The 21,251-nt window shown below is 56.2% G+C and carries 23 protein-coding genes and 5 tRNA genes; 18 read left to right on the forward strand and 10 right to left on the reverse strand.

From position 1 onward, the window contains the following. From ACEXKH_RS02585 to folB, 10 genes are all read left to right on the forward strand, one after another. A tRNA-Gly gene (locus ACEXKH_RS02585) sits at nt 1-76 on the forward strand. Between the two features lie 35 nt (nt 77-111). Further along, nucleotides 112-185: transfer RNA gene (locus ACEXKH_RS02590), tRNA-Cys, on the forward strand. Nucleotides 186-227: 42 nt separating this feature from the next. Continuing rightward, nucleotides 228-303, forward strand: a tRNA-Gly gene (locus tag ACEXKH_RS02595). Nucleotides 304-433: 130 nt separating this feature from the next. Beyond that, nucleotides 434-509: transfer RNA gene (locus ACEXKH_RS02600), tRNA-Gly, on the forward strand. Nucleotides 510-512: 3 nt separating this feature from the next. Beyond that, nucleotides 513-587 (forward strand) — tRNA-Val (locus ACEXKH_RS02605). Between the two features lie 622 nt (nt 588-1,209). After that, nucleotides 1,210-3,432, forward strand: coding sequence for an anaerobic ribonucleoside-triphosphate reductase (gene nrdD, locus ACEXKH_RS02610; protein WP_195239173.1), 2,223 nt, complete (start codon nt 1,210-1,212; stop codon nt 3,430-3,432). A gap of 427 nt (nt 3,433-3,859) precedes the next feature. Continuing rightward, a complete protein-coding gene (gene nrdG / locus ACEXKH_RS02615; protein ID WP_373572970.1) occupies nt 3,860-4,441 on the forward strand; it encodes an anaerobic ribonucleoside-triphosphate reductase activating protein in 582 nt (193 codons plus the stop codon). A 67-nt stretch (nt 4,442-4,508) separates the two neighbouring features. Beyond that, entirely contained in the window at nt 4,509-5,066 is a 558-nt protein-coding gene (gene folE / locus ACEXKH_RS02620; RefSeq protein ID WP_117766073.1) for a GTP cyclohydrolase I FolE, read from the forward strand. A 1-nt stretch (nt 5,067) separates the two neighbouring features. Continuing rightward, entirely contained in the window at nt 5,068-5,649 is a 582-nt protein-coding gene (locus tag ACEXKH_RS02625; protein ID WP_195239171.1) for an HD domain-containing protein, read from the forward strand. A gap of 43 nt (nt 5,650-5,692) precedes the next feature. Next, entirely contained in the window at nt 5,693-6,178 is a 486-nt protein-coding gene (gene folB, locus ACEXKH_RS02630) for a dihydroneopterin aldolase (RefSeq protein ID WP_118226560.1), read from the forward strand. A gap of 6 nt (nt 6,179-6,184) precedes the next feature. Here folB and ACEXKH_RS02635 read toward each other — a convergent pair whose 3' ends face one another. Together ACEXKH_RS02635 and ACEXKH_RS02640 are read right to left on the reverse strand one after the other, a co-directional pair. Then, nucleotides 6,185-6,961, reverse strand: a complete 777-nt coding sequence (locus ACEXKH_RS02635) for a M48 family metallopeptidase (RefSeq protein ID WP_373572971.1) — start codon at nt 6,959-6,961, stop codon at nt 6,185-6,187. A gap of 74 nt (nt 6,962-7,035) precedes the next feature. After that, a complete protein-coding gene (locus ACEXKH_RS02640) occupies nt 7,036-8,049 on the reverse strand; it encodes a dipeptidase (protein ID WP_373572972.1) in 1,014 nt (337 codons plus the stop codon). 120 nt (nt 8,050-8,169) lie between these two features. On the opposite strand from ACEXKH_RS02640, the gene ACEXKH_RS02645 reads away from it, so the two are divergent. The 3 genes from ACEXKH_RS02645 to ACEXKH_RS02655 all read left to right on the forward strand — a co-directional run bounded on the left by ACEXKH_RS02645 (nt 8,170) and on the right by ACEXKH_RS02655 (nt 10,061). Further along, nucleotides 8,170-8,598: an FKBP-type peptidyl-prolyl cis-trans isomerase gene (locus tag ACEXKH_RS02645; RefSeq protein WP_117817160.1), complete on the forward strand. Its 429-nt coding sequence runs from the start codon at nt 8,170-8,172 to the stop codon at nt 8,596-8,598. A gap of 3 nt (nt 8,599-8,601) precedes the next feature. Further along, nucleotides 8,602-9,180 carry an urease accessory protein UreE gene (locus ACEXKH_RS02650; RefSeq protein ID WP_373572973.1) on the forward strand — a complete coding sequence of 193 codons (579 nt, stop codon included), beginning with the start codon at nt 8,602-8,604 and terminating at the stop codon, nt 9,178-9,180. An 83-nt stretch (nt 9,181-9,263) separates the two neighbouring features. Further along, nucleotides 9,264-10,061: an HAD-IIB family hydrolase gene (locus tag ACEXKH_RS02655; protein WP_373572974.1), complete on the forward strand. Its 798-nt coding sequence runs from the start codon at nt 9,264-9,266 to the stop codon at nt 10,059-10,061. Nucleotides 10,062-10,138: 77 nt separating this feature from the next. Here ACEXKH_RS02655 and ACEXKH_RS02660 read toward each other — a convergent pair whose 3' ends face one another. The 5 genes from ACEXKH_RS02660 to ACEXKH_RS02680 form a co-directional block, all read right to left on the reverse strand. Then, entirely contained in the window at nt 10,139-10,519 is a 381-nt protein-coding gene (locus ACEXKH_RS02660) for a Fur family transcriptional regulator (protein WP_171025146.1), read from the reverse strand. Nucleotides 10,520-10,580: 61 nt separating this feature from the next. After that, nucleotides 10,581-10,991, reverse strand: coding sequence for an acylphosphatase (locus ACEXKH_RS02665; RefSeq protein WP_373572975.1), 411 nt, complete (start codon nt 10,989-10,991; stop codon nt 10,581-10,583). A 2-nt stretch (nt 10,992-10,993) separates the two neighbouring features. Continuing rightward, nucleotides 10,994-12,100, reverse strand: coding sequence for a Gfo/Idh/MocA family protein (locus ACEXKH_RS02670; RefSeq protein ID WP_373572976.1), 1,107 nt, complete (start codon nt 12,098-12,100; stop codon nt 10,994-10,996). 73 nt (nt 12,101-12,173) lie between these two features. Then, nucleotides 12,174-12,710 carry a ribonuclease HI gene (gene rnhA, locus ACEXKH_RS02675; RefSeq protein ID WP_171021500.1) on the reverse strand — a complete coding sequence of 179 codons (537 nt, stop codon included), beginning with the start codon at nt 12,708-12,710 and terminating at the stop codon, nt 12,174-12,176. A 48-nt stretch (nt 12,711-12,758) separates the two neighbouring features. Beyond that, nucleotides 12,759-13,661, reverse strand: coding sequence for a LysR family transcriptional regulator (locus ACEXKH_RS02680; protein ID WP_373572977.1), 903 nt, complete (start codon nt 13,659-13,661; stop codon nt 12,759-12,761). A 273-nt stretch (nt 13,662-13,934) separates the two neighbouring features. Between ACEXKH_RS02680 and ACEXKH_RS02685 the strand changes: the two genes are divergently transcribed. The 3 genes from ACEXKH_RS02685 (at nt 13,935) to ACEXKH_RS02695 (ending at nt 16,723) form a co-directional block, all read left to right on the forward strand. Then, nucleotides 13,935-15,245: an O-acetylhomoserine aminocarboxypropyltransferase/cysteine synthase family protein gene (locus ACEXKH_RS02685; RefSeq protein WP_373572978.1), complete on the forward strand. Its 1,311-nt coding sequence runs from the start codon at nt 13,935-13,937 to the stop codon at nt 15,243-15,245. 311 nt (nt 15,246-15,556) lie between these two features. Further along, a complete protein-coding gene (locus tag ACEXKH_RS02690; RefSeq protein ID WP_373572979.1) occupies nt 15,557-16,333 on the forward strand; it encodes a hypothetical protein in 777 nt (258 codons plus the stop codon). Between the two features lie 162 nt (nt 16,334-16,495). Beyond that, nucleotides 16,496-16,723, forward strand: a complete 228-nt coding sequence (locus tag ACEXKH_RS02695; protein WP_349073659.1) for a hypothetical protein — start codon at nt 16,496-16,498, stop codon at nt 16,721-16,723. A gap of 113 nt (nt 16,724-16,836) precedes the next feature. Here the strand turns inward: ACEXKH_RS02695 and ACEXKH_RS02700 are convergent, their stop codons facing one another. From ACEXKH_RS02700 to ACEXKH_RS02710, 3 genes are all read right to left on the reverse strand, one after another. Continuing rightward, nucleotides 16,837-17,988: an MFS transporter gene (locus ACEXKH_RS02700; protein WP_349073660.1), complete on the reverse strand. Its 1,152-nt coding sequence runs from the start codon at nt 17,986-17,988 to the stop codon at nt 16,837-16,839. Beyond that, nucleotides 17,985-19,025, reverse strand: a complete 1,041-nt coding sequence (locus ACEXKH_RS02705) for a HesA/MoeB/ThiF family protein (protein WP_349073661.1) — start codon at nt 19,023-19,025, stop codon at nt 17,985-17,987. Before ACEXKH_RS02705 ends, ACEXKH_RS02700 begins: the two co-directional genes overlap by 4 nt. Nucleotides 19,026-19,109: 84 nt before the next feature. Further along, nucleotides 19,110-19,931, reverse strand: coding sequence for a class I SAM-dependent DNA methyltransferase (locus tag ACEXKH_RS02710; RefSeq protein ID WP_349073662.1), 822 nt, complete (start codon nt 19,929-19,931; stop codon nt 19,110-19,112). Nucleotides 19,932-20,031: 100 nt separating this feature from the next. Between ACEXKH_RS02710 and ACEXKH_RS02715 the strand changes: the two genes are divergently transcribed. Together ACEXKH_RS02715 and ACEXKH_RS02720 are read left to right on the forward strand one after the other, a co-directional pair. Beyond that, on the forward strand, nt 20,032-20,595 hold the full coding sequence (locus ACEXKH_RS02715) for an ArsR/SmtB family transcription factor (protein WP_373572980.1): 564 nt from the start codon (nt 20,032-20,034) through the stop codon (nt 20,593-20,595). A 368-nt stretch (nt 20,596-20,963) separates the two neighbouring features. Then, nucleotides 20,964-21,170 carry a hypothetical protein gene (locus ACEXKH_RS02720; RefSeq protein WP_373572981.1) on the forward strand — a complete coding sequence of 69 codons (207 nt, stop codon included), beginning with the start codon at nt 20,964-20,966 and terminating at the stop codon, nt 21,168-21,170. The last annotated feature ends 81 nt before the right edge of the window (nt 21,171-21,251 follow it).

Here is a 21,251-nt window from a genome sequence, read left to right on the forward strand (position 1 = left end):
GCGGACATGGCTCAGTTGGTAGAGCACAACCTTGCCAAGGTTGGGGTCGCGGGTTCGAGCCCCGTTGTCCGCTCCATTGCATTTCCGGACCGTCTCAAGCGGTCCTTTTTCGGCGAAGTGGCCAAGTGGTAAGGCAGAGGCCTGCAAAGCCTTTACCCCCGGTTCGAATCCGGGCTTCGCCTCCAGGCAACATCCGGGCGCTCCGGCGCCCGTTTTGTTTTACATATGCGGACATGGCTCAGTTGGTAGAGCACAACCTTGCCAAGGTTGGGGTCGCGGGTTCGAGCCCCGTTGTCCGCTCCAAGCGCAACAGCCCGACTACTACGGTAGCCGGGCTTTTTCGTACCCATCACATTGGCTCGAACTTTTTTCAAATTATTGGAAAATAGTTCTTGCATTCGGGTGGATCATCCCGTATATTAAATCCTCGCAGGCGGACATGGCTCAGTTGGTAGAGCACAACCTTGCCAAGGTTGGGGTCGCGGGTTCGAGCCCCGTTGTCCGCTCCATTTGGGCGTTTAGCTCAGGGGGAGAGCGCTTCCCTGACACGGAAGAGGTCAGAAGTTCAAATCTTCTAACGCCCACCAAATGTTCGCAGTCCAGAGGCTTTGCTTCTGGACTGTTTTGTTTTATGCCGCCAAACATGCCAGCAAATTTTGATCCAAGGTCTGTATGCGATGGTCTTCGTATCCCGTAGGGGTGCCGGCAGATTGCATACGTCCTGGCCGAGCGTGACCGCAACATGTTGGTCAAGCATAATCTTTTGGATTCTTTTGGCGTGAGTGGCTTGGTTTTAGTAGGATTTGTCAGTGGCTTGACTAAGGGGGTTTTATAGCTGCCATGCAGGTAGCCGTGTTGGTAACGTTTTACCGACTTGTCAAATACCCCTCATTTATAATGCGTCTGCAAAATGACTAATTGCTTTGACCTGCTGAAACACTATATGTTGTGTTTGACCTAAAAAAAGAATACAGGATATAGATGCATCTTTGTCGTATGATAGATGGCGGACAGAGAACGAAGACCTTAATTGCCTCTTTTGAACGTGTCCTTGAGCCGCTTGATCGGCTCCTGGGAATGTCCGCATAGAGGCTTATGGTTTATCGAGAACACAGATTGCGCGACGGCGCCGCAAGACAGGGGCAAGCCCTGCCGGGCATCGTTTGGCTCTGAAGCGCAATGAGGCTACGACGCGAAAGAGGCAAGAGGATGAAGATCATCAAGCGCAGCGGCACCGAGGTTGTCTTTGACATCGATAAGATTGTCAATGCCATCCGCGCCGCTAACTTGGAGGTCGAGGAGAGCTCTCGTCTAACCGACCGCCAGGTGGTTTATGCGGCGCAAAACGTCGCCGAGGCATGCGAGAACGCGGGCCACACCGTTTCGGTCGAGGAGATCCAGGATTTGGTCGAGGACGAGATCATGCGTCTCGACTGCTACGAGGTTGCCCGCCACTACATCATCTATCGCTATGTTCAGAGCCTGAAGCGCCAGAAGAACACGACCGATGACAAGATCCTGTCGCTGATCGAGTGCAATAACGAAGAGGTCAAGCAGGAGAACTCCAACAAGAACCCGACCGTCAACTCCGTTCAGCGCGACTATATGGCTGGCGAGATTTCCAAGGACCTGACCCAGCGCGTGCTGCTGCCTCAGGAGATCGTGGATGCCCATAATGAGGGTCTGATCCATTTCCACGATTCGGATTACTTTGCCCAGCATATGCACAACTGCGATCTGGTGAACCTGGAGGACATGCTCCAGAACGGCACTGTTATTTCGGGCACGCTGATTGAGAAGCCGCACAGCTTCTCGACCGCCTGCAATATTGCGACGCAGATTATCGCCCAGGTTGCTTCCTCCCAGTACGGCGGCCAGTCCATCTCGCTGACCCATCTTGCCCCCTTTGTTGAGGTGAGCCGTCAAAAGATTCGTGGCGAGGTCGCCCGCGAGCTCGAGGAGCTCGGCGTTTCCGCATCTCCCGAAAAGGTTCGCGAGGTCGTTGAGGATCGCCTGCGTGACGAGATCCGTCGCGGCGTCCAGACGATTCAGTATCAGGTCGTGACCCTTATGACCACCAATGGCCAGGCGCCGTTCGTGACGGTCTTTATGTATCTTAACGAGGCCCGTACGCCTCAGGAGAAGCACGACCTTGCCATGATCGTGGAGGAGACGCTTCGCCAGCGCTACGAGGGCGTTAAGAACGAGGCCGGCGTGTGGATTACCCCGGCATTCCCCAAGCTTATCTATGTACTCGAGGACGATAACGTTCACGAGGATTCCCCGTACTTCTACCTGACCCAGCTGGCTGCCAAGTGCACCGCCAAGCGCATGGTGCCCGATTACATCTCCGAGAAGAAGATGCGCGAGCTCAAGCTGTCTAAGGGCGAGACCGCCGGCAACGGCGATTGCTACACCTGCATGGGTTGCCGCAGTTTCCTGACGCCCGACCGTTCGGGCAACGGTTTTAACAACGTTGCCAACGCGCTGAACTACGACCCGAACAAGCCCAAGTACTATGGTCGCTTTAACCAGGGCGTTGTGACCATCAACCTGCCTGATGTCGCACTGAGCTCGCACCAGGATATGGACAAGTTCTGGAAGATCTTCGATGAGCGCCTTGAGCTGTGCCACCGTGCCCTGCTGTGCCGTCATGAGCGCCTGATGGGTACACTTTCTGACGCCGCGCCGATTCTTTGGCAATACGGCGCCCTGGCGCGTCTGAAGAAGGGCGAGACGATCGACAAGCTGCTCGTGGGCGGATACTCTACGATCAGCCTGGGCTATGCCGGCCTGTATGAGTGCGTTAAGTACATGACGGGTCACAGCCACACCGAGAAGGAGGGCACGCCGTTTGCCATGGCCGTCATGCAGCACATGAACGACAAGTGCGCCGAGTGGAAGGCCGAAAGCGATATCGACTTCTCGCTGTACGGCACCCCGCTTGAGTCGACGACCTACAAGTTTGCCAAGTGCCTGCAGCGCCGTTTTGGCATTATCCCGGGCGTGACGGACAAGGGCTACATTACCAACAGCTATCACGTCCATGTGTCCGAGGAGATTGATGCTTTCGATAAGCTCAAGTTCGAGGGCATGTTCCAACAGCTTTCGCCGGGCGGCGCCATCTCCTACGTTGAGGTTCCCAACATGCAGGACAACCTCAAGGCTGTCATTCGCGTGATGCAGTACATCTACGACAACATCATGTACGCCGAGCTCAACACCAAGAGCGACTACTGCCAGGTGTGCGGCTACGATGGCGAGATCAAGATTGTCGAGGACGATGGCAAGCTGGTATGGGAGTGCCCCAACTGCGGCAACCGCGACCAGGAGAAGATGAACGTCGCCCGTCGTACGTGCGGCTACATCGGTACCCAGTTCTGGAACCAGGGTCGAACCGAGGAGATCCGCGACCGCGTGCTGCATCTCTAATACCGCTCCGGGGCTGAACCGAGAGGGCCGCTTGGGCATTTGCTCGCTATTTCGGACAGTCCTGCGCAAGACGAAGGCCACATTAAGTGGCCTTCTTTGCGTGCGGAACTCATATCGAGCAAAAGCCCAAGCGGCCCTCTCGGTTCAGCCAAGTTAACGTAGCTGAGATGCAGCGCGCGGTCTGCTCACTCCTCGAAGTTCTTAGCGGAAATAATTTGAGCTGCAGCTGCGATTTACTTGCGATGGCGGTTGAGCCGCAACCCAGTTTTTATTGGACCTCGAACCCTATGCTCGATGTTCGCTTCGTTCATTGAGTTACCCTTTGCATGAGGCCGGGACATATCGTCCCGCCCGCAGTTTCGCAGGCCGAAGGCCGAGAATGTTTGAGGACGGGAAGATATGTCCCGGCCTCCCGGGAGAGTTACTTATGAACTACGCGAACATTAAGTATTTCGATATTGCTGATGGTGAAGGCGTTCGTACTTCTCTGTTTGTGAGCGGGTGCCGTCGTGGGTGCAAGAATTGCTTTAACTCTGTCGCGTGGGACTTTGCTGCGGGCGAGCCGTTCGATCGCGCCGTCGAGGATAAGATTATCGAGAATCTCGATCATCCCTTTATCGATGGCCTGACGATTCTGGGTGGCGAGCCTATGGAGCCCGAGAATCAGGCGGGGCTTGTTGACTTTATCGAGCGCGTGCGTGCGGCCTATCCTGCTGGGTCGGGCAAGACCATTTGGTGCTTTACCGGTGACGTGCTCGAGGAGCTTATGCCGGGTGGCCGTCATCATACCGAGGTGACGGACCGTATCCTGGCCTGCCTCGACATGTTGGTGGACGGCCCGTTCGTTCAGGATCTGTACGATATCTCGTTGCGCTTTAGGGGCTCGAGCAATCAGCGCGTGATCGACATGAACGCCACGCGCACTCGTGCTGCACGTGAGGGCGTTGCGCTTTGCGATGCTGTGGAGCTTTGGCGGGACGATCCGGTCTATTCGACCCATACTATGTAGCTTGCGGTCGATGCCGGAGGGCGTGGTACCATAGCGCGAACGCGAAATCGAAAAAAGTGAGGCCCAGATGGTCGATCAGGAAAAAGTCGAGACTGCCATTAAGCTGCTGCTTGAAGGTATAGGCGAGGACCCAACTCGTGAGGGCCTGCTGGAGACTCCGGCACGCGTCGCCCGTATGTATGGCGAGATTGCCGGCGGTATGGACCAGAGTGCCGAGGAGCACCTGTCCAAAACTTTTGCCGTCGCTTCGAACGATTTGGTTATCGAGCGCGACATTACGTTCTACTCGCTGTGCGAGCATCATCTGCTGCCGTTTTATGGTAAGGCTGCGATCGGCTATATCCCTAACGGTCGCGTGGCAGGTCTGTCTAAGCTTGCCCGCACGGTTGAGGTCTATGCCCGTCGTCTGCAGCTGCAGGAGCAGCTGTGTGCGCAGGTTGCCGATGCCCTCATGGAATATCTTGCTCCCCAAGGGGCGATTGTGCTGATGGAAGCCGAGCACATGTGCATGACCATGCGCGGCGTGCAAAAGCCCGGCACCAAGACCGTGACGCTCGCTCGTCGCGGCGTCTTTGAGACCGATCCCGCGCTCGAGGAGCGGTTCTTTAGGATGCTGGGTCGTTAGCATGAGGGTCGTCAACGACTTTACATCGAAGACCGATGAGGGGACGTCGCGTCGCGGTTTTATGGCTTCGGGCCTGGCGCCTTTTGGCGTCATGCCTCGTATCGATTACATCTGTGCCAATGGCCTGTTCCGGCGGCACCTGGGCAACATTGCACAGTTGGAATCGGGGCGCATCTTTTGCCGCCACGGTATTGACCATCTGCTGGATGTCGCGCGCATTATGTGGATTAAGAATCTCGAGGAACAGCTCGAATTTGACCGCGAGATCATCTACGCCACGGCACTTCTTCACGATATCGGCAAAGATGAACAGTATGAATCGGGTATATCCCATGATGTTGCAAGCGAACGCGTCGCTGATGCGATTCTCGGCGGCATGCCCGATGACGTGGCGTTTGAGCCGGCCGATGCCGCAGCCATTAAGACGGCCATTCTGGGCCATCGAAAGCTGCGCGTGAACAGCCAACCGCTTGAGCGTCTGCTCTATGCAGCCGACAAAGCGTCGCGCGCCTGCTTTGCATGCCCCGCGCGCAATGCTTGCAACTGGAGCGATGATAAAAAGAACCTGTCGATTCGCGTGTAGTTATTTTACGCGGTCGGGGTTCTAAACGAAGGAGACGATCGCGATGAGCAACAAGAAACTGCCCGAGAATGCAACCAAGACTGAAGGCGCCGAGCTCGCCCGCCGTGGAAGGGGCGAAATATCCACCGCAACGGCGGTTCCCCACGTGAGCTATGACGATCTGCGCCATGCCGATCGCATTACTATCGACGGTCTCGAGGTCTTTGCCAACCACGGCGTGTATCCCGAAGAGAACGCGCTGGGCCAGAAGTTCATCGTGTCCTTGGTGCTCTATGCCGACCTGCGTGCAGCGGGGGAGCACGATAACCTGGACGCCTCGATTGACTACGGCTCGGTGTGCCACGATGTCGATGGCTATCTGCGCGAGCATACGTTTAAACTCATCGAGGCGGCAGCCGAGGGTGTGGCCCAGATGCTGCTGCGTCGTTACCCCTTGCTGCTTGGCGTGCGTGTTAAGCTCGATAAGCCTTGGGCGCCCGTCGGTCTTCCCCTGGCAAGCTGCGGCGTCGAGATCGAGCGCGTGCGCTAACCGGTTCTAATACGTCTCTATGGGTGGCTGCTTGAGCCGCTGCGACAGAGCTCTATTGTTGGGGCAGTATGTGCCGAGCAGGGCGTGAAACCGCTGATTGTGGCTTGGCTCGAGCAAGTGGACGAGCTCGTGGGCGACAACCATGTCGAGACACTCGATGGGATAGGCGGCGAGCTCGCGTGCGATGCGAATGGCTCCGGTCTTGGGCGTGCATGAGCCCCAACGCGTTTTCATGCTGCGCACGGAGATGCGGGCCACGGTGACGCCCATTGCGATTTCGTACGCGTGCACGATGTCGCGTAGCGCTGCGGTGACCTCGGTCGTATAAAGCTGGCTGATGTGGGCTTGGAGCTCGTCGGACGTTAGGCCGTCGAGGATTGCGCGCCGCTTGGCCTGTGGGCCTTCGTCCGTTTCGTCGGTACCCATAAAACTTGCGAAAGTAGCCTGCTTGGGTCGCGGTGCGGGTGATGCAAAGTTGTGATCGAGCGCATCCTGTACCGTGATGGGCTTGCCCCAAAGTGCAATGATGGACGAGGGACTGAGTGGCTCTCGCGCTGCCGCCTGACGTTGCTTGCGCTGGGCAAGTCGGCTGACAATCCAGGCGCTGTTGCGCTTCACAAATGCCTCGATGCGCTCGCGGCTGGCGCCGAGCGGTGCGCTGGCGTGGACCTCACCGCTTGATGTGACGCGTAGGTTGAAGTTTTTGACGCGCTTTTTGGTAACGACGACGAAGATGGGCGTCCCATCCGGCCGGGATACAGAAATCGTAAACTGCTGCGTCAAAAGCGGTCCTTCAGATTGGGGACGGGCCGGCATGTCGACCGTTCGGCATGCCGGCCCGCTCAAGGGATGTGAAATTAATAACGCTCAAAGAAGGCAAGCGCGTTGTCGCTACAGAGCTTCTGCATCACGGTCTTGCCAAAATGCTTGGAAAGCATGTTCTGGAACTCGGGCATCATGCTGGCATCGGAGAGGAAAGCGGGCACCGTGGCACCGTCCCAGTCGCCGCCGAGCGCGATGACGTCCTCGCCGCCCAGGTCGAGCCAGTGCTCGATATGTGCCGCCAGCTGGTCGAAGGTGACGTCTGCGGCGGTCTTGTCGGTTGCGTCGTTGGATAGGAACTCGCTGCAGTAGTTGAGGCCGACGATACCGCCCATGTCGCGAATGGTGCGGAACTGGTCGTCGGTGAGGTTGCGCTTGACGCTGCAGACGGTGCGGGAGTTGGAGTGGCTGGCGACGAGGGGACGCGTGGCGTGGGCGACAACCTCGTCAAAGCACTCATCGTTGAGGTGGGAGACGTCGAGTACCATGCCGGCGTGCTCCATCTGCGCAAGCGCCTCGATGCCGGCGGCGGTGAGGCCGGCGTGGGTATCGTGTCCGCTCGCGAGCGGTCCCTGCGCGTTCCAGCTGAGTGACGACATAAGCACGCCCAAGCTCTTGAGCACCTCGATCAGTGCGGGGTCCTCGGCAAAGAACGTGGCGTTTTCGATGGTGTGGATGCAAGCGACTTTACCGTCCTTGAGCGCGGGGCGAATGTCTGCGGCGCTGCGTACGTTGACCATGCGGTCGTGGTTGAGCATTGCCTGGCCGCTCATATGCGCCATGATTTGCGCCTGGAAGCGCGCGGCGTGGGCGGTGGGAATCTCGTCGGGGACAAACGTGGCGAAGCACTGTGCCCACGGCGTGTTGCCGATCTTTGCGAGCGAGATGGCGCAGGCGTTGCCCTCGATGAGGTCGAAATCTTGCGGATGCGTTTCGTCGCCGGGGAAATAACCGTCGGTGCCGGCGGTAAAGCGCAGGTCGAGATCGAGCGTGGCCCAGCCGATTCGGTCGGCGGTGTCGCAGTGTAGGTCAAATACGGGATATGCCATGGTTCCTCCGGTTGCAGCGTTTCTTTGCAAACTGTCATTGAATTGTATGACTAGGGTATAGTTAGCGCCATATGTTCACGGCGGCCTGCGTTGTGCGCCGCCCTTATCACGGAGGTTACCATGTCCAACCAGGGCAAGAAGGTCAAGACCCATTATCGCGGCACGCTCGACGACGGCACGCAGTTCGATAGCTCCTACGATCGCGGCGAGCCGCTGGAGTTCACCTGCGGTGCCGGTCAGATGATTAAGGGCTTCGACGCCGCTGTTGTCGACATGCAGGTGGGCGAGAAGAAGACCGTGCACATTCCTGCTGCCGATGCCTACGGCGAGCACAATCCCGAGATGGTTCTGACCTTCCCGGCCGAGCAGGTTCCCAACATCGAGCAGATCGAGAAGGGCATGAAGCTCTTCCTGTCCACGCCGAGCGGCATGCCCGTCCCCGCCGTCGTCATTGACGTGACGCCCGAGGCTGTGACGCTCGATGCCAACCACGAGCTTGCCGGCAAGGATCTCAACTTCGATATCGAGCTCGTCGAGGTCGAGGATTAGGCTATGCCTGCAAATCTGGTTTCGACAACGTGCCTCGGAAATCTCAACGACCCGTCCTATGAGCTTTTGCTTCGCCGGGAGCTGGGCGGTGTCTTTGAGGTCGATGAGCTACTGCTCGATTGGGACCAGGCAGATGTATGCGCGTTTGCGGGCGTGACGGAGCTGGGGCGCACGATCGATGTTCGGCCGGATGCTACCGACGGTGGTCGTCTTGCCGACGGCGACGTGCTCGCCATTGACCGTTCGGGTGTGGTGCCCGTGGCGGTTGTCGTGCGCCTGCGCAGCGCCGAGGTTTATTTGGTCGAAGTCGACCGCATGGATCCGATTGCGCTCGCGCATGCGTGCTGGGAGATCGGCAACATGCATGCGCCGCTCTTCCGGGGCGACTCGGACGAGCATACCGTGCGCATGTATACGCCGGTGCAGCCTGTTTTGGGCCGCATGCTCCGGGGTATCGAGGGCGTTCGCCTCTCGGTGGTCACGCGCGAGCTCGATGCCAGCCGGCGCTTTGCGTCGAGTGCGGCGGAGGTCGTCGTGAGCATGGCTCCCGACTTTACCATCGTAAAAAAGACGCGCGGCTAAGCGCGCGTATGCGCAAGACGGGCTTTGAGGGGCGACCAATCAAAGTCCGTCTTGCTGTTGATAAGAGGCTTTGGGGGAAGCATATGGGTCTTGAGGGAATCAAGCTGATTGCATGCGATTTGGACGGCACTTTGCTGCATCCGGGGGAGCGCGAGCCGCGTTCCGAGGCCTTTGGGCTCATCGATGAACTGCATCGTCGCGGTATCGTGTTTATGCCGGCGAGCGGCCGTCAATATGCGAGCTTGCGCTATCTGTTTGCCCCGGTGGCCGATGAGCTCGCCTATGTATGCGAAAACGGAGCCCTGGTGATGAGCGAGGGGCGTGCCGTTGTCAAGCGTTCCATGGAGCGTAGCCTTGCTATGGATATCGCGAATGCCGTGGTTGCGTATCCCCATGCCGACGTGACACTTTCGTGCGAGGGACACCTCTACACCATGAGCGGCAACGATGCGTTCGTCGACCATTTGCGCTATGAGGTCCACTGCGATGTGGCGGTGGTCGACCGTCCCGAGGACATCGACGAGGACGTCATTAAGATTGCCTTCCAGACGCCCGAGGTGGATCAGCCGGCGGCCCTGGAGTATTTCGAGCGCCTCTTTAGCGACCGTGTCGACGTGATGACGTCGGGAACCGAATGGACGGACTTTATCGGTTTCGGTTCGGGCAAGGGCTCCGCGCTTGCCGATTACGGTCGTGCCCTGGGGATTTCGCCCGATGAGATGATGGCGTTTGGCGACAATGAGAACGATCGCGACATGCTCAACGTCGTGGGCCATCCCTATCTGATGGAGAGCTGCAACCCCACCATGCGAGGCATCAACGACCGCGTCCGTTACGTGCGCACGGTCGAAGAGGAACTGCGCCGTCTGCTCGCCGAGTAGGTTTTCGGGACATACCTAGAAATCTACTTTTTGCTGTAGCGGATGGGCAAGTAGATTTGCGGGCATGCCACTAAGGGCTACCGGCAGTCGGGGCAGAGACCCTCGAAGATGGTGTAGTGCGACGTGACGTGCCAGCCGATTTGCTCGGACGCCTTGGCGTCGAGCTGGGCATCGAAGGGGAGCGGTACGTCGATGACGCGGCTGCACGAGGTGCAGATGATATGTGCGTGCGGCTCGATGGTGCGATCGAAGCGGCTGCCGCCCGGCGTCTTGATGGAGAGGATCTCGCCGGCGTCGGCCAAGAGATTGAGATTGCGGTAGACCGTACCGCGGCTGATCTTGTCATCCTGTTCGCGTACGGCGTTGTAGATTTCGTCGGCGGTGGGATGGTTATAGCTTTGGCGCACGGCGTCAAGAACCAGCTTTCGCTGCCTGGTATTCCTTCTTTGCACCGCCATGCGCCTCGCCTCTTTTCTATCAACGGTCGTAGGTAAATGATACCGTATTTAGCACACAATACTAATAACGAGGAATGAAACCGTCTTCATTGGCAAGTGGGGCTCGGGTCTGGGCGTCTACGAGGCGAAAACGCGTTCCCATGCGCTCGTAGGAGGCATGAAGCGCCTCGAGATGAGATAGGATGTTTGCCGGAGCCCCCTGTATCTCCATCTCGACTGAGCCGTCTTCCATGTTACGCACCCAGCCGGTGAGTGCGCGTGTCTGCGCGAGGTTGGTGTTGGTAAAGCGAAAACCGACGCCCTGGACTTGCCCCTCCCAGCGCAGGAAATAGCGCAGGGGAGCGTCTTGAGTGGCCTCGTCGCTTGCGAGCACAGTAAGCCTGCGGCGCAGCTCGAGCTCGACGTTCGATGGTTTTTGAGGCTCTCGACTGCCGCTGGTGACGCTGGAGAAGAACGTATCGAAGAAGCCCATCGCTATGCCTGCTTGCCTGCGTCGGCCGGGAAGGTTATGCCGGCCTGCTGGCGCACGGCATCCATGATGCGCAGTGAGACGAGCGTGACATCGCGGTAGTGGCCAAGCTCGTGGCGTCCCGCCGGGGTCTCCCAAATCTCTTCCTTGACGTTATCGATGCCGCCGATGGCGGTGATGAAGTCTGCGAGTTCGTATTCCATGGTGTTGCTCGATTTGGGCAGGTCGAGCACGCGGCCGTTATCGCCCTGTTCGCGCGGCGCCTCGGTCGCCGAGCCGCGTACGACGTCGCCGCGATAGTCGATGCGGACGTTGCGGGGCGTGGACAGATGGTCGATCTGGATAGTGCCACGCTCGCCTTCGATCTGCGAGGGCAGTAGGTCATTCGTAATTTTGGAGTGCGCGAGCTCGACGGAGATACGGCCACCGCCGTAGCTGGCGAGGATGGAACCGCAGCCATCGATGGGGCCGTGCGTGAGCTGTCGCGTGGTGGGGTCGAGCAGAGTAGCCATGCTCGTAAGGCCGGAGGGCATGCCGAAAATCTCGACCATGGGCTCGACGGTGTAGACGCCAATGTCCATGAGGGAACCCGATGCCATATTGCAGTCGAAGATATTGGTGGCGCGTCCCGCGAGAATCTCGTTGTAGCGCGAGGAATATTTGCCAAAGCGCAATGAGGCGCGGCGGATGGGGGCGATCTCGCCCAGGGCGTCCTCGATGGCGTGGAAGGCGGGATCGTGGAGGGGGCGCATGGCCTCGAGGGCCACGACACCTGCTGCCTCGGCAGCGCGGAAGACCTCGAGCGCCTGCGCTTCGGTGGCGCAGAAGGGCTTCTCGACGATGACGTGCTTGCCACCGGCGATGCAGGCAAGGGCCTGCTCGTAGTGAAGTGCGTTAGGGCTGCCGATATAGACGGCATCGACGTCGGCGGCTGCCGCAAGCTCATCGAGTGAGGTAAAGTTTCGCTCGCCACCGCGCTTGGCGGTAAAGGCAGCACCGCGATTGGCATCGCGTGAAAGCGTGCCCACAAACGCGGCTTGGTCGTTGGCGTTGACGACTTGGATAAAGTCGTCGGTGATCATGGATGTGCCGATGGTCGCGATGCGCAGCATACGTCCCCCTTGCGTTGTTTGGTCTACAGGATGAGTGTAGCGCGTGGGGATATAAAGCTGCGCGAAAACGCTATTACAGGTCGCTCTCGTTAAAGCCGGCGTCGATATCGAGGTTGCTGCCGTCGGCCGCCGTGGTGGCAAGCTCGTCGCAGCGCTCGTTGAGCTCATGACCGGCGTGGCCCTTAACCCAGATGAACTCCACTTTGTGCTTGCTCTTTGCGGTGAGCAGGCGCTCCCACAGATCGCGGTTCTTGACGGGTTGCTTGTTGGCAGTCTTCCAGCCGCGTTTTTTCCATCCGTCAATCCAGTGCTTGTTGAAGGCGTTGACGACGTACTGCGAATCGGAATGGACTTCGACGTCGCAGGGGCGGTTGAGTGCCTCGAGCGCCACGATAACGGCCATGAGCTCCATGCGGTTGTTGGTGGTCTTGGCGTAGCCGCGCGAAAGCTCGGAGGTGAAGGTCTTGCCGGCGGGGTTGGTGTATTTGAGCACGGCGCCGTAGCCGCCGCGTCCCGGATTTGATCGGGCCGAGCCGTCGGTATAGATGATGACCTTCACATGGTTCCTTTCGTTGGGTATGTTTCGTGCGAGTGACCATTGTAGCGCCATGCCCGCCGGGGGCTAGCAATCTATGATTTCTACCCCGTCTTCCGACAGTTAGTTGGCATGGATGATGCGGTTGAGCTCATCGAGGTATTGCTGCAAGAGGGGAGAGGGCTTGCGCTCGTCGTGCATGATATAGCCTACGTGCATCGTTGAGGCGTCTGCTAACGGGATCGATGCCATACCCCATTGCATTTCATTGGAGAGGACGCCGGTCGACAGGGTGTAACCGTTCGACGTGATAAGTAAGTTAGTAAGTGTTCCGCGGTCCGAGATTCGTATGTTGCGGTCGCAAGGGATATAGCTAAAAGGTTCCTCGGCGTAATAGAAGGAGTTTGAGGTTCCCTGCTCAAAGCTGTAGCGCGTATAGGGCGTGAGGTCGGCAAGGGACAGCTGAGGGCGGCGTGCGAGCGGGTGACGTTCGCTGACGAACACGTGGACCGTCGCGTCGAATAGGGGATGGAAGCTTGCGCGGGCATCGGCAAAAGCCTTCTGCAGAACGCGGACGTTAAAGTCGTCCAGATACAGAATGCCGATATCGCTGCGAAACGCACGGACGTCATCGATGATCTGCGATGTGGTGGTCTCGCGCATGATGAACTCGAACTTGCTGTCGCGGCAGCGCTCGACCACGTTGACAAAGGCCTCGACCGAAAAGGCGTAGTGCTGGGCGGAAATGGCGAGGCGGGCTTGCGGGGTGCCGCCGTCCTCGTAGCGGGCCTCGAGCATGTCGGCCTGCTCTACGACCTGGCGCGCATAGCCCAAAAGCTCGGTGCCGTCGTTGGTGAGTGCAACACCGCGGCTAGAGCGCGTAAAGATTTCGATATGAAGTTCCTGTTCCAGGCTTTTGACGGCGTTGGAGATATTGGACTGTGCGGTATAGAGGCGCTGAGCTGCGGCGTTGATTGAGCCGGACTCTGCCACGGCGATCAGAAAACGAAGCTGCTGGAGGGTCATCGGCGCCCGTCCTTTCGATAGCTATCTAAAAAACCGATAACAGGTTAGCGCTTTTAAGTGATTGACCGAGGGGAACAATGCTCGTACTATTCAAAACACACAAAGGCGGTAGGTAATTAAGCCAACCACGGAACCGGGATGCGAAAGGAGGCCCGCATATGAATTGCTTACCAAGACGAATGCCGGGCTCCTGTTTGCGCCCGTTGGCGTGATCAGGAGACAGCGACTTACTTCTCTCTTTTTATTTACTTTTGTTCGATCAAGGAGATCATCATGAGCCAGTTTATCAACAACCCCGAGCACACCTTTGGTTTCGATACCCTGCAGCTGCACGTTGGCCAGGAGAGCGCCGATCCTGCATCCGACTCCCGCGCCGTGCCTATCTACCAGACCACGAGCTATGTGTTCCGCAACTCCCAGCACGCCGCCGACCGCTTTGGTCTTGCCGACGCCGGTAACATCTACGGCCGTCTGACCAACTCCACCCAGGGCGTCTTCGAGGGCCGTATTGCCGCCCTCGAGGGTGGCGTGGCAGGTCTTGCCGTCGCCTCCGGTGCTGCTGCCATCACCTATACCCTGCAGGCTCTTGCCCAGGCCGGTGACCACGTGGTGGCTCAGAAGACCATCTACGGTGGCTCCTACAACCTGCTGGAGCATACGCTCTCCCAGTTTGGCGTCGAGACCACGTTTGTCGATGCCCATAACCTTGAAGAGGTTGAGGGTGCCATCAGGGACAACACCACGGTCATCTATCTCGAGACACTCGGCAACCCCAACTCCGACATCCCCAACATCGACGCCATCTCCGAGATCGCCAAGAAGCACGGTCTGCCGGTTGTCGTCGATAACACCTTCGGCACCCCGTATCTGTTCCGTCCGCTGGAGCATGGTGCCAACATCGTCGTCCACTCCGCAACCAAGTTCATCGGCGGCCACGGCACCTCGCTGGGCGGTGTGATCGTCGACGGCGGTAACTTCGATTGGAAGGCGAGCGGAAAGTACGCCCAGATCGCTGAGCCCAACCCCTCCTACCACGGTATTTCGTTTGCCGAGGCTGCCGGTCCCGCCGCCTTCGCAACCTATGTCCGCGCTATCCTGCTGCGTGACGAGGGCGCCTGCATCAGCCCGTTCAACGCCTGGGTCCTGCTCCAGGGCACCGAGACCCTGTCGCTGCGCGTTGACCGTCATGTCGAGAACACCAAGAAGGTCGTTGAGTTCCTGGCTGGTGACAGCCACGTCGCCAAGGTGAACCACCCGAGCCTGCCTGAGCACCCCGATCACGAGCTCTATCAGAAGTACTTCCCCCGTGGCGGTGCCTCGATTTTTACCTTCGAGATTAAGGGTGGCCAGGAGGCAGCTTGGAAGTTCATCGATCATCTGCAGGTGTTCTCGCTGCTCGCCAACGTGGCCGACGTCAAGTCGCTCGTCGTGCACCCGGCTACCACCACGCACTCCCAGCTCTCTGCCGAGGAGCTCGCCGAGCAGAACATCACGCCCTCCACGATCCGTCTTTCCATCGGTACCGAGAACGCCGAGGATATCATTTGGGATCTGAAGCAGGCCTTCGCCGCGCTGGACGAGTAAGGCGACTTGTGCAAGGACCCCTTGCGACTCGATAGGTATAGCTGCATAAAATGCCTGCTCAAGGCGCCTGTGCGAACAATGGTTGCACAGGTGCCTTTTTGCATAGAGAGGGTGCAAAAACAGGGTTTTTGGCACGCTTTATGCATTCGAGTTGTGGAAAACTCCTGTTAAGAGGATGTGAGTTTTACGCAATTGACGTGCGCCTTTTGAGTAAAACCGCAGGTCTCGATTTGCTCGGGGTACTATGCAGCGCGATCGAATCACACGCCGCTCAAACGCAGCAAAAACACACTACGGAGGTTTCCAGCTACATGAGGATCGATTCACGAAAACCGAAAGCCGCCGCCCTTTCCGCCGCTCTGACCGTGGCACTTTTGGCGGGCGTCGGCGCAACTGATGCCCACGCGGCAACACTATCCGATACGGTCGGATCTACGCCGTCCGAGGCGACGCTGGTGCAGCCCGTCGACTACCGCGGTGACGGTTATGGCTCTATGCAGGAGTGGAACGCCTCGATGGGGGCGAAGCGCGATTCCCTGGAGATGCGCGCTCAGATCATTATGAATATGTATGGCGACTATGCTACCGATGACGAGCGCGCTGTGTTGCAGGGCTGCATCGACGGCGCGAGTAGCCTGTTGACGATGGGGGAGGTCGACGCCAAGTCGACCGAGCTCGACGAGCTTCGCTCTACGCTCGAGGATGCCAAGCGCGAGGCGCTCGAGGCTGCCACAGCCGAAGCCGAGGCCGCTGAGGCCGTTCAGGCTTCGTATTACAACGCCGGCTCCGGCTCGTCTTACGCGTCTGCTGCGTATTACGCGAACGGCTCGGGCCTGACGCGCTCGAGCGGCGTCAATAACTATAACGGCCGCCGCGAGACTTATTACAGCAGCAACGTGTTGTATCACCACCGCACGGGCGAGTGGACCCAGGATTCCGAGGGCTTTTGGCGCGATTCCGATGGTTACTACGTCGTGGCCGCGGGCGATAAGGCTCAGGGCTCCACGTTTACCGGATCCAAGGGCGAGTGCAAGGTCTATGACTCCGGCTGCGCTGCCGGAACCACCGACTACTATACCGGTTGGTAATCTGTCATAAGCCAATAGGACATGACAGACGGGCGCCTTTGCCGAGCTTTCGGGCAACGTAAGGGCGTCCGTTTTTGTGCGTGCTTGAGTTAACGGAGTGCTGGCGTTTGCGACGCAGGCGTCAAACATCTCACGTCCGTACCCGCGGGCAAGGAGCCCGGTATGGATGCAGATGCGTTCGTGAAGATGAAGGATGTCTTGATTGCGGCATTCCCCTTTTTGGTGGGCGGTCTGGAGTCGGCGGTGGTCTTGGTTGTCGAGGCGCAGGTGCGTCTGAGCTTCGCCGCGACGGCGATGGTCGCTGGCTTTGTGGCCTTTGCGATTGTCATCCTCTCTGGCGTCGGGCTTCATTCCTGCCGTGGCAATGAAGAGGGCGCTGCTGAGACGTAGCGATCTGCTTCCGACCTGTCCGAAATATGTCTGATGCTTTTGTCATAGTTATGCTTGAAGGGGTCTTCGAAAGATTACGATTCGAGCCAATTGCGTTTCCGTTCTTTCGCTGCTCACATGAGCAACGCTACCAAAAGTAAAGATGCGCTGAAAAATCCAAAGGCGATTCCCAGGCCTGCTATGTTGGCAATAAATCCAAACAGTAAAGCTCCTATGGAAACGGCACCGAAAGCGGCGAGGTTGAGAACTGAGGTTATCGTGCCCGGCCGATTTAGTTCTTTCGTGTTTCTCAGGTATTCAGTTATAAGTTGCGTTGAGATCAATCCGCAACAAATGCCTGAAAGCAACGATAAGATGATCGCTATTTGCCATAATGAAAAGAACGCTATCGCGCAAAAAGATATTACAAGAACTAGCAACGGTATCCGTAACGTCAATGGGCCTTTTTTATATAAACGCGTTGCTGCCGATCCAGCTGTTGTTCCGATTGAAAAAGCAAGAAGCAGGTTGCTCAGTATTGCATCCCCCCACTTATTCTGTGCGCACAAGGATATGTAGCCCGGCCCTTGAATAGATGACGTCGCTGTTTCGGCAATTAGAATAAACAGCAACATCAAACGGGCGCTTCTGCTGCTCATGACCGCTTTAACGGTTTCGACTATAGTTTTTGGTTCCGATTCGACCTTTTTCTGAGACGTTTCGGGGCTTAACTTGAGAATCGGGCTAATCCAGAGGAGGCTAGTGGACAACAGCGCGAGGGCCGATAGTAAGGCCATAACATGCTTGGCCGTTGACCCTGAAAGCAATCCAAGAAGAAGGGCGGAGCCTACGGCAGCGGCTTTTTGGGCCGTTAAATAGCGCCTTTGAAGGTTTGCAATGCCTTGGTGGGCGGAGGATTGAATGACCACAGCTTGGGATGAAGTCGCATAATGAGCCTCTATACCTCCTAAAACTGCCGAGGCTATTAGGATACTTATTAAGTTCTGTTGAAATAATACGGTTACTGCGAAATAACCAAAAAACGCAAGAAGTCGAATTAGCGAAATCGTTGTAAATATTATTTTAGGGGGATGGTTGTCGCATATTCTCCCCGCAGGGAGGAATAGAAGTGAGCGGGCAATCGATGAAACCGAGAGAACGAGTGATGGGGCTAAAGCGTCATTTGAAAGCGCCAGTGCCCAAATAGACAAGTAGGTTAGTAAAAGAGCATCACAGATTTGGCCTATCGCAACGGATGATAGAAAGGTGGAATAGCTCGATTTCATATTTCAATTCCCTTGCGGGCAACTAAAGTTTCAAGATTCAGCAGGAATGTCTTTCCATCTAAAGTGGAATGTCCCGTTAGTAGTTTCTGGATAATCTGGCCAACAAGAATTGATGCTGCGGAATAGCAGGCCCAGGGCGTTGCCGATTTGTTGTATTCGAATGAATTCGCAACTCTTTCGTATTCTTTAACCTCTGGCCATTTCTGTTCTAACGCATTTTCGTATTTTTGATAGCAAAGAGATTTGCTTGGGTCGAAAATGGGCCCGACACGTATTGTCGGAAGAGAGTTGCTGATGCAGGCATAGCATGTTTGATTTTTGAAGGAAACTTTATCAACCCAATAGAGTAAATCGGGCATTGGCCAATCTGCAGCGACTACCGTGAAGTCATTTTCGGATAGGACCCCGCATATATTTTCTTCTGTAACGAAGCGCTCGGTCGTTTTGACTGCTATATCGGGATTGATGCGCTTGAGCCTTTTTGAAAGGCATGTGGTCTTTGGTTGCCCTACATCTTGTTCGTCATAGGCTATCTGTCGTCCAAGGTTGCTTAATTCGACTGTGTCGCCGTCTATTAATTCAATTGTCCCAATACCTGAAGCCGCCAACAGCTCCGCTATCGGCGCTCCAGCGCCCCCACAACCTATGATTGCAATGCTTTTTGTGGCTAACCCTTTTTGACATCTAGAGGATTCTTCTGAAAAGGTCTCAGATTGCTCGAAATAGGCCATTTGCCGTTTGTATTTAATCGCGTCGTGATTATTCAGCTGTGAGTCGTTACTTTGGCTGGTGATTAGCCCTTTCTCTACAAGAAAGCTAAGGAATACGTCGAATGAATTTGGATCATCAGATCTGAATTGTTTCTTTAGATTCGCTACTGATATTGGTTCTGAAAGCGTTTTCAGCATTTGCCACGCTAAATCATAAGGCTCATTTATCTGAAATGTGGATGTTCCGAATGTGGGGCTAATTATCAGTGATTTTGAATGAGCAGAAATAAAGAAATCTACGCCAGATTTTAGTCTGATATTCTCCATCTTTTCCCCTTTCGATTATGGGGCGGCATGCCGTTTCGGCATGCCGCCCCATTGCGCTAGATGTTCTTGATAATTTCAGACGCATCAAGCTTTTTGGCCTGCTCTTCGATCGTCATTTGTTGCTTCCTTTCTACACAAGTAAAGGTGTTTCTGTATGCAAGAAGCGCTTGTTGAATCCGGGGCGACAAGTTCGCCCTGAACGAGATCGCGCTTTGCGGCGATGGATAGCCCCGCTTTGAGAAGAATCGCCTCAACGTCTTCCTTTGGGTAGAAGCGCTCGGTTGCTGTGTAGTCATTTTTGTTCCAGGTGGCCGCACGACCGTCAAAGGTCAGGATTGAGAAGCCTAAGACGAAGGGGTCTCGACCTGTGTTATATAACGAGGATAGGGGATAGGAAAGAACGCAAGCGTCTTCATATTTGCGAAAATCGACTGAGCCCATGTAATTTTTGAAAGAGCTAAGTGAAACTAGATCAAAGAGAAAGTAACCGCCCGCAGTAAGGCTTGATGCGATATTGATAATTGCAGACCTTAGAGAAATCTCGTCGGGCAAGCAGTTCAAAACATCATCGAGAGCTACGCATAAACCGTATTCGCTAGTATTGAGAGGGTCTTTCGAAATATCTGCTACGGCAAAGCGCAAATCCGGGTATTTATTTTGTGCTACAGAAATCATGTTTGGAGAAAGGTCGACTCCATCAATGTTAAATCCGGCTTCATTGAAGAGATGTGTGAACGTCCCCGTACCGCAGCCAACTTCGAGTGAATGTACATCCCTGCCCAGCTTGCAGACATCGATAAACTCCCTTTTTAGGAGGGAGAAGAAGGCGGGATAATTATCGTCCCGTTTAAATATGTCGTATGCCTTGGCGAGCTCGTTGTACTCGCTTAGTGAATTGATGTGCATGTGCGAGACTCCTTTCGAAATAGAATTGTACAACGACTGTTGTAGAAATCTACAACAAATCTTTTCTTTTTCTATGGGAGAATGATGATTGGAGGTAGAAATGGTGGATCGTATCAACAGGGCGACTGATTCTTCCACTTTGAGGGTTTATGCAAACTCTGAGCGAATGAGAATCCTTGCAGTATTGCGCAATATTGGCCCATGTAATGTTGGAATGATTAGCGATAAGATTGGGCTTGCTCCGGGAAGCGTGAGTTATCACCTTAAGAGGTTGAGCGCCGCGGGGCTTATAACGAAGTGCGAAGGCAAAGGCGATAAACGTCAAAGCTGGTGGACCATTACCCCCCTGCCTTTAGGTCCGCTTGAAGAATTTGATGATGGAGCGGAAGTTACCGATCTGCTTGCTGTTCGAAGGGCCTCGAGCCAGTCTTATTTTGCCGCCTATTCACGATATCTCGACAAGTTTGATGACTATGATGATTGCTGGCACGGGGCTGAGCTTGGCTTCGACACCGTCCTTCATCTGAATTCTGACGAGCTATTTAGACTTGGCGAGGAGCTTGAAGCAGTTATCGAACGATGGGCAAACTCCCCCAAAGAATCAGAAGGAAAAAACAAGAAAGCCGTAGCCGTCACCCTGCGCGGCTTCCCTTGGATTCCTTAGCTTTATATAGATTACTGTTTTTTGGATTTGGGGCGCGAACAACGAACATGCAGATTTACGTTGACCCTGAATGTGGCAACTGACTCTCTGCGATGGGGCTTGACTGTGTACGGCGGGCCGCATTAGCCAGGTCGAGTTCGTGTTACGCAGCCGGAACTACCGATTGCTACGCCGGTTGGTAATCTGCCGGCATCGATTGCACATGATGGACGGGCGTCTTCACCGAGCCTTTGGGCAATGTAAGGGCGCCCGTTTTTTGTGTATGCTTGAGCTAACAGAGCGCTTACCGTGGCAGTACGCCGCGCATATGGGCGCGGGGCACACTAGTTCATGAGAAATAAGGTCTTTCTCGTGGAGGAAGTGGTCTTGTGAATGCTCGAGATATTGCCGTTGCCGCCGTCGCATTGGTGCTTGGTTGCCTTGGTCCTACGGCCGCGCTCATTGCGGGCATGCAGGGGTCATGCGGGGCTACTCCCATCGTGGTTGGCGCGCTGATCGCAACCGCACTGCTGGGAAGCGCGGGCGTGGTTCTTTGCCGCGATGACGAGGACGAGGTGCCGGAGCCGCAACGCTAACTGTTGTGAGATTGGCTGCCGGTCATAGACGAAGATAAAAGCCGCCGCAGGGGAAAGGTTCCCTTGCGGCGGCTTTGCTGT

The sequence above is a fragment of the Collinsella aerofaciens ATCC 25986 genome (assembly GCF_964259375.1).
GTDB lineage: Bacteria > Actinomycetota > Coriobacteriia > Coriobacteriales > Coriobacteriaceae > Collinsella > Collinsella aerofaciens_BO.

What these genes read in the sequence shown, in the direction of transcription:
- nrdD (WP_195239173.1), top strand. Translation starts at nt 1,210, where the DNA reads ATGAAGATCATCAAGCGCAGCGGCACCGAGGTTGTCTTTGACATCGAT.
- nrdG (WP_373572970.1), top strand. Translation starts at nt 3,860, where the DNA reads ATGAACTACGCGAACATTAAGTATTTCGATATTGCTGATGGTGAAGGC.
- ACEXKH_RS02715 (WP_373572980.1), top strand. Translation starts at nt 20,032, where the DNA reads ATGGTGGATCGTATCAACAGGGCGACTGATTCTTCCACTTTGAGGGTT.
- ACEXKH_RS02705 (WP_349073661.1), bottom strand. Translation starts at nt 19,025, where the DNA reads ATGGAGAATATCAGACTAAAATCTGGCGTAGATTTCTTTATTTCTGCT.
- ACEXKH_RS02655 (WP_373572974.1), top strand. Translation starts at nt 9,264, where the DNA reads ATGGGTCTTGAGGGAATCAAGCTGATTGCATGCGATTTGGACGGCACT.
- rnhA (WP_171021500.1), bottom strand. Translation starts at nt 12,710, where the DNA reads ATGGCGCTACAATGGTCACTCGCACGAAACATACCCAACGAAAGGAAC.
- ACEXKH_RS02685 (WP_373572978.1), top strand. Translation starts at nt 13,935, where the DNA reads ATGAGCCAGTTTATCAACAACCCCGAGCACACCTTTGGTTTCGATACC.
- ACEXKH_RS02665 (WP_373572975.1), bottom strand. Translation starts at nt 10,991, where the DNA reads ATGGGCTTCTTCGATACGTTCTTCTCCAGCGTCACCAGCGGCAGTCGA.
- ACEXKH_RS02690 (WP_373572979.1), top strand. Translation starts at nt 15,557, where the DNA reads ATGAGGATCGATTCACGAAAACCGAAAGCCGCCGCCCTTTCCGCCGCT.
- ACEXKH_RS02660 (WP_171025146.1), bottom strand. Translation starts at nt 10,519, where the DNA reads ATGGCGGTGCAAAGAAGGAATACCAGGCAGCGAAAGCTGGTTCTTGAC.
- ACEXKH_RS02680 (WP_373572977.1), bottom strand. Translation starts at nt 13,661, where the DNA reads ATGACCCTCCAGCAGCTTCGTTTTCTGATCGCCGTGGCAGAGTCCGGC.
- ACEXKH_RS02645 (WP_117817160.1), top strand. Translation starts at nt 8,170, where the DNA reads ATGTCCAACCAGGGCAAGAAGGTCAAGACCCATTATCGCGGCACGCTC.
- ACEXKH_RS02695 (WP_349073659.1), top strand. Translation starts at nt 16,496, where the DNA reads ATGGATGCAGATGCGTTCGTGAAGATGAAGGATGTCTTGATTGCGGCA.
- folE (WP_117766073.1), top strand. Translation starts at nt 4,509, where the DNA reads ATGGTCGATCAGGAAAAAGTCGAGACTGCCATTAAGCTGCTGCTTGAA.
- ACEXKH_RS02640 (WP_373572972.1), bottom strand. Translation starts at nt 8,049, where the DNA reads ATGGCATATCCCGTATTTGACCTACACTGCGACACCGCCGACCGAATC.
- ACEXKH_RS02650 (WP_373572973.1), top strand. Translation starts at nt 8,602, where the DNA reads ATGCCTGCAAATCTGGTTTCGACAACGTGCCTCGGAAATCTCAACGAC.
- ACEXKH_RS02670 (WP_373572976.1), bottom strand. Translation starts at nt 12,100, where the DNA reads ATGCTGCGCATCGCGACCATCGGCACATCCATGATCACCGACGACTTT.
- ACEXKH_RS02625 (WP_195239171.1), top strand. Translation starts at nt 5,068, where the DNA reads ATGAGGGTCGTCAACGACTTTACATCGAAGACCGATGAGGGGACGTCG.
- folB (WP_118226560.1), top strand. Translation starts at nt 5,693, where the DNA reads ATGAGCAACAAGAAACTGCCCGAGAATGCAACCAAGACTGAAGGCGCC.
- ACEXKH_RS02710 (WP_349073662.1), bottom strand. Translation starts at nt 19,931, where the DNA reads ATGCACATCAATTCACTAAGCGAGTACAACGAGCTCGCCAAGGCATAC.
- ACEXKH_RS02700 (WP_349073660.1), bottom strand. Translation starts at nt 17,988, where the DNA reads ATGAAATCGAGCTATTCCACCTTTCTATCATCCGTTGCGATAGGCCAA.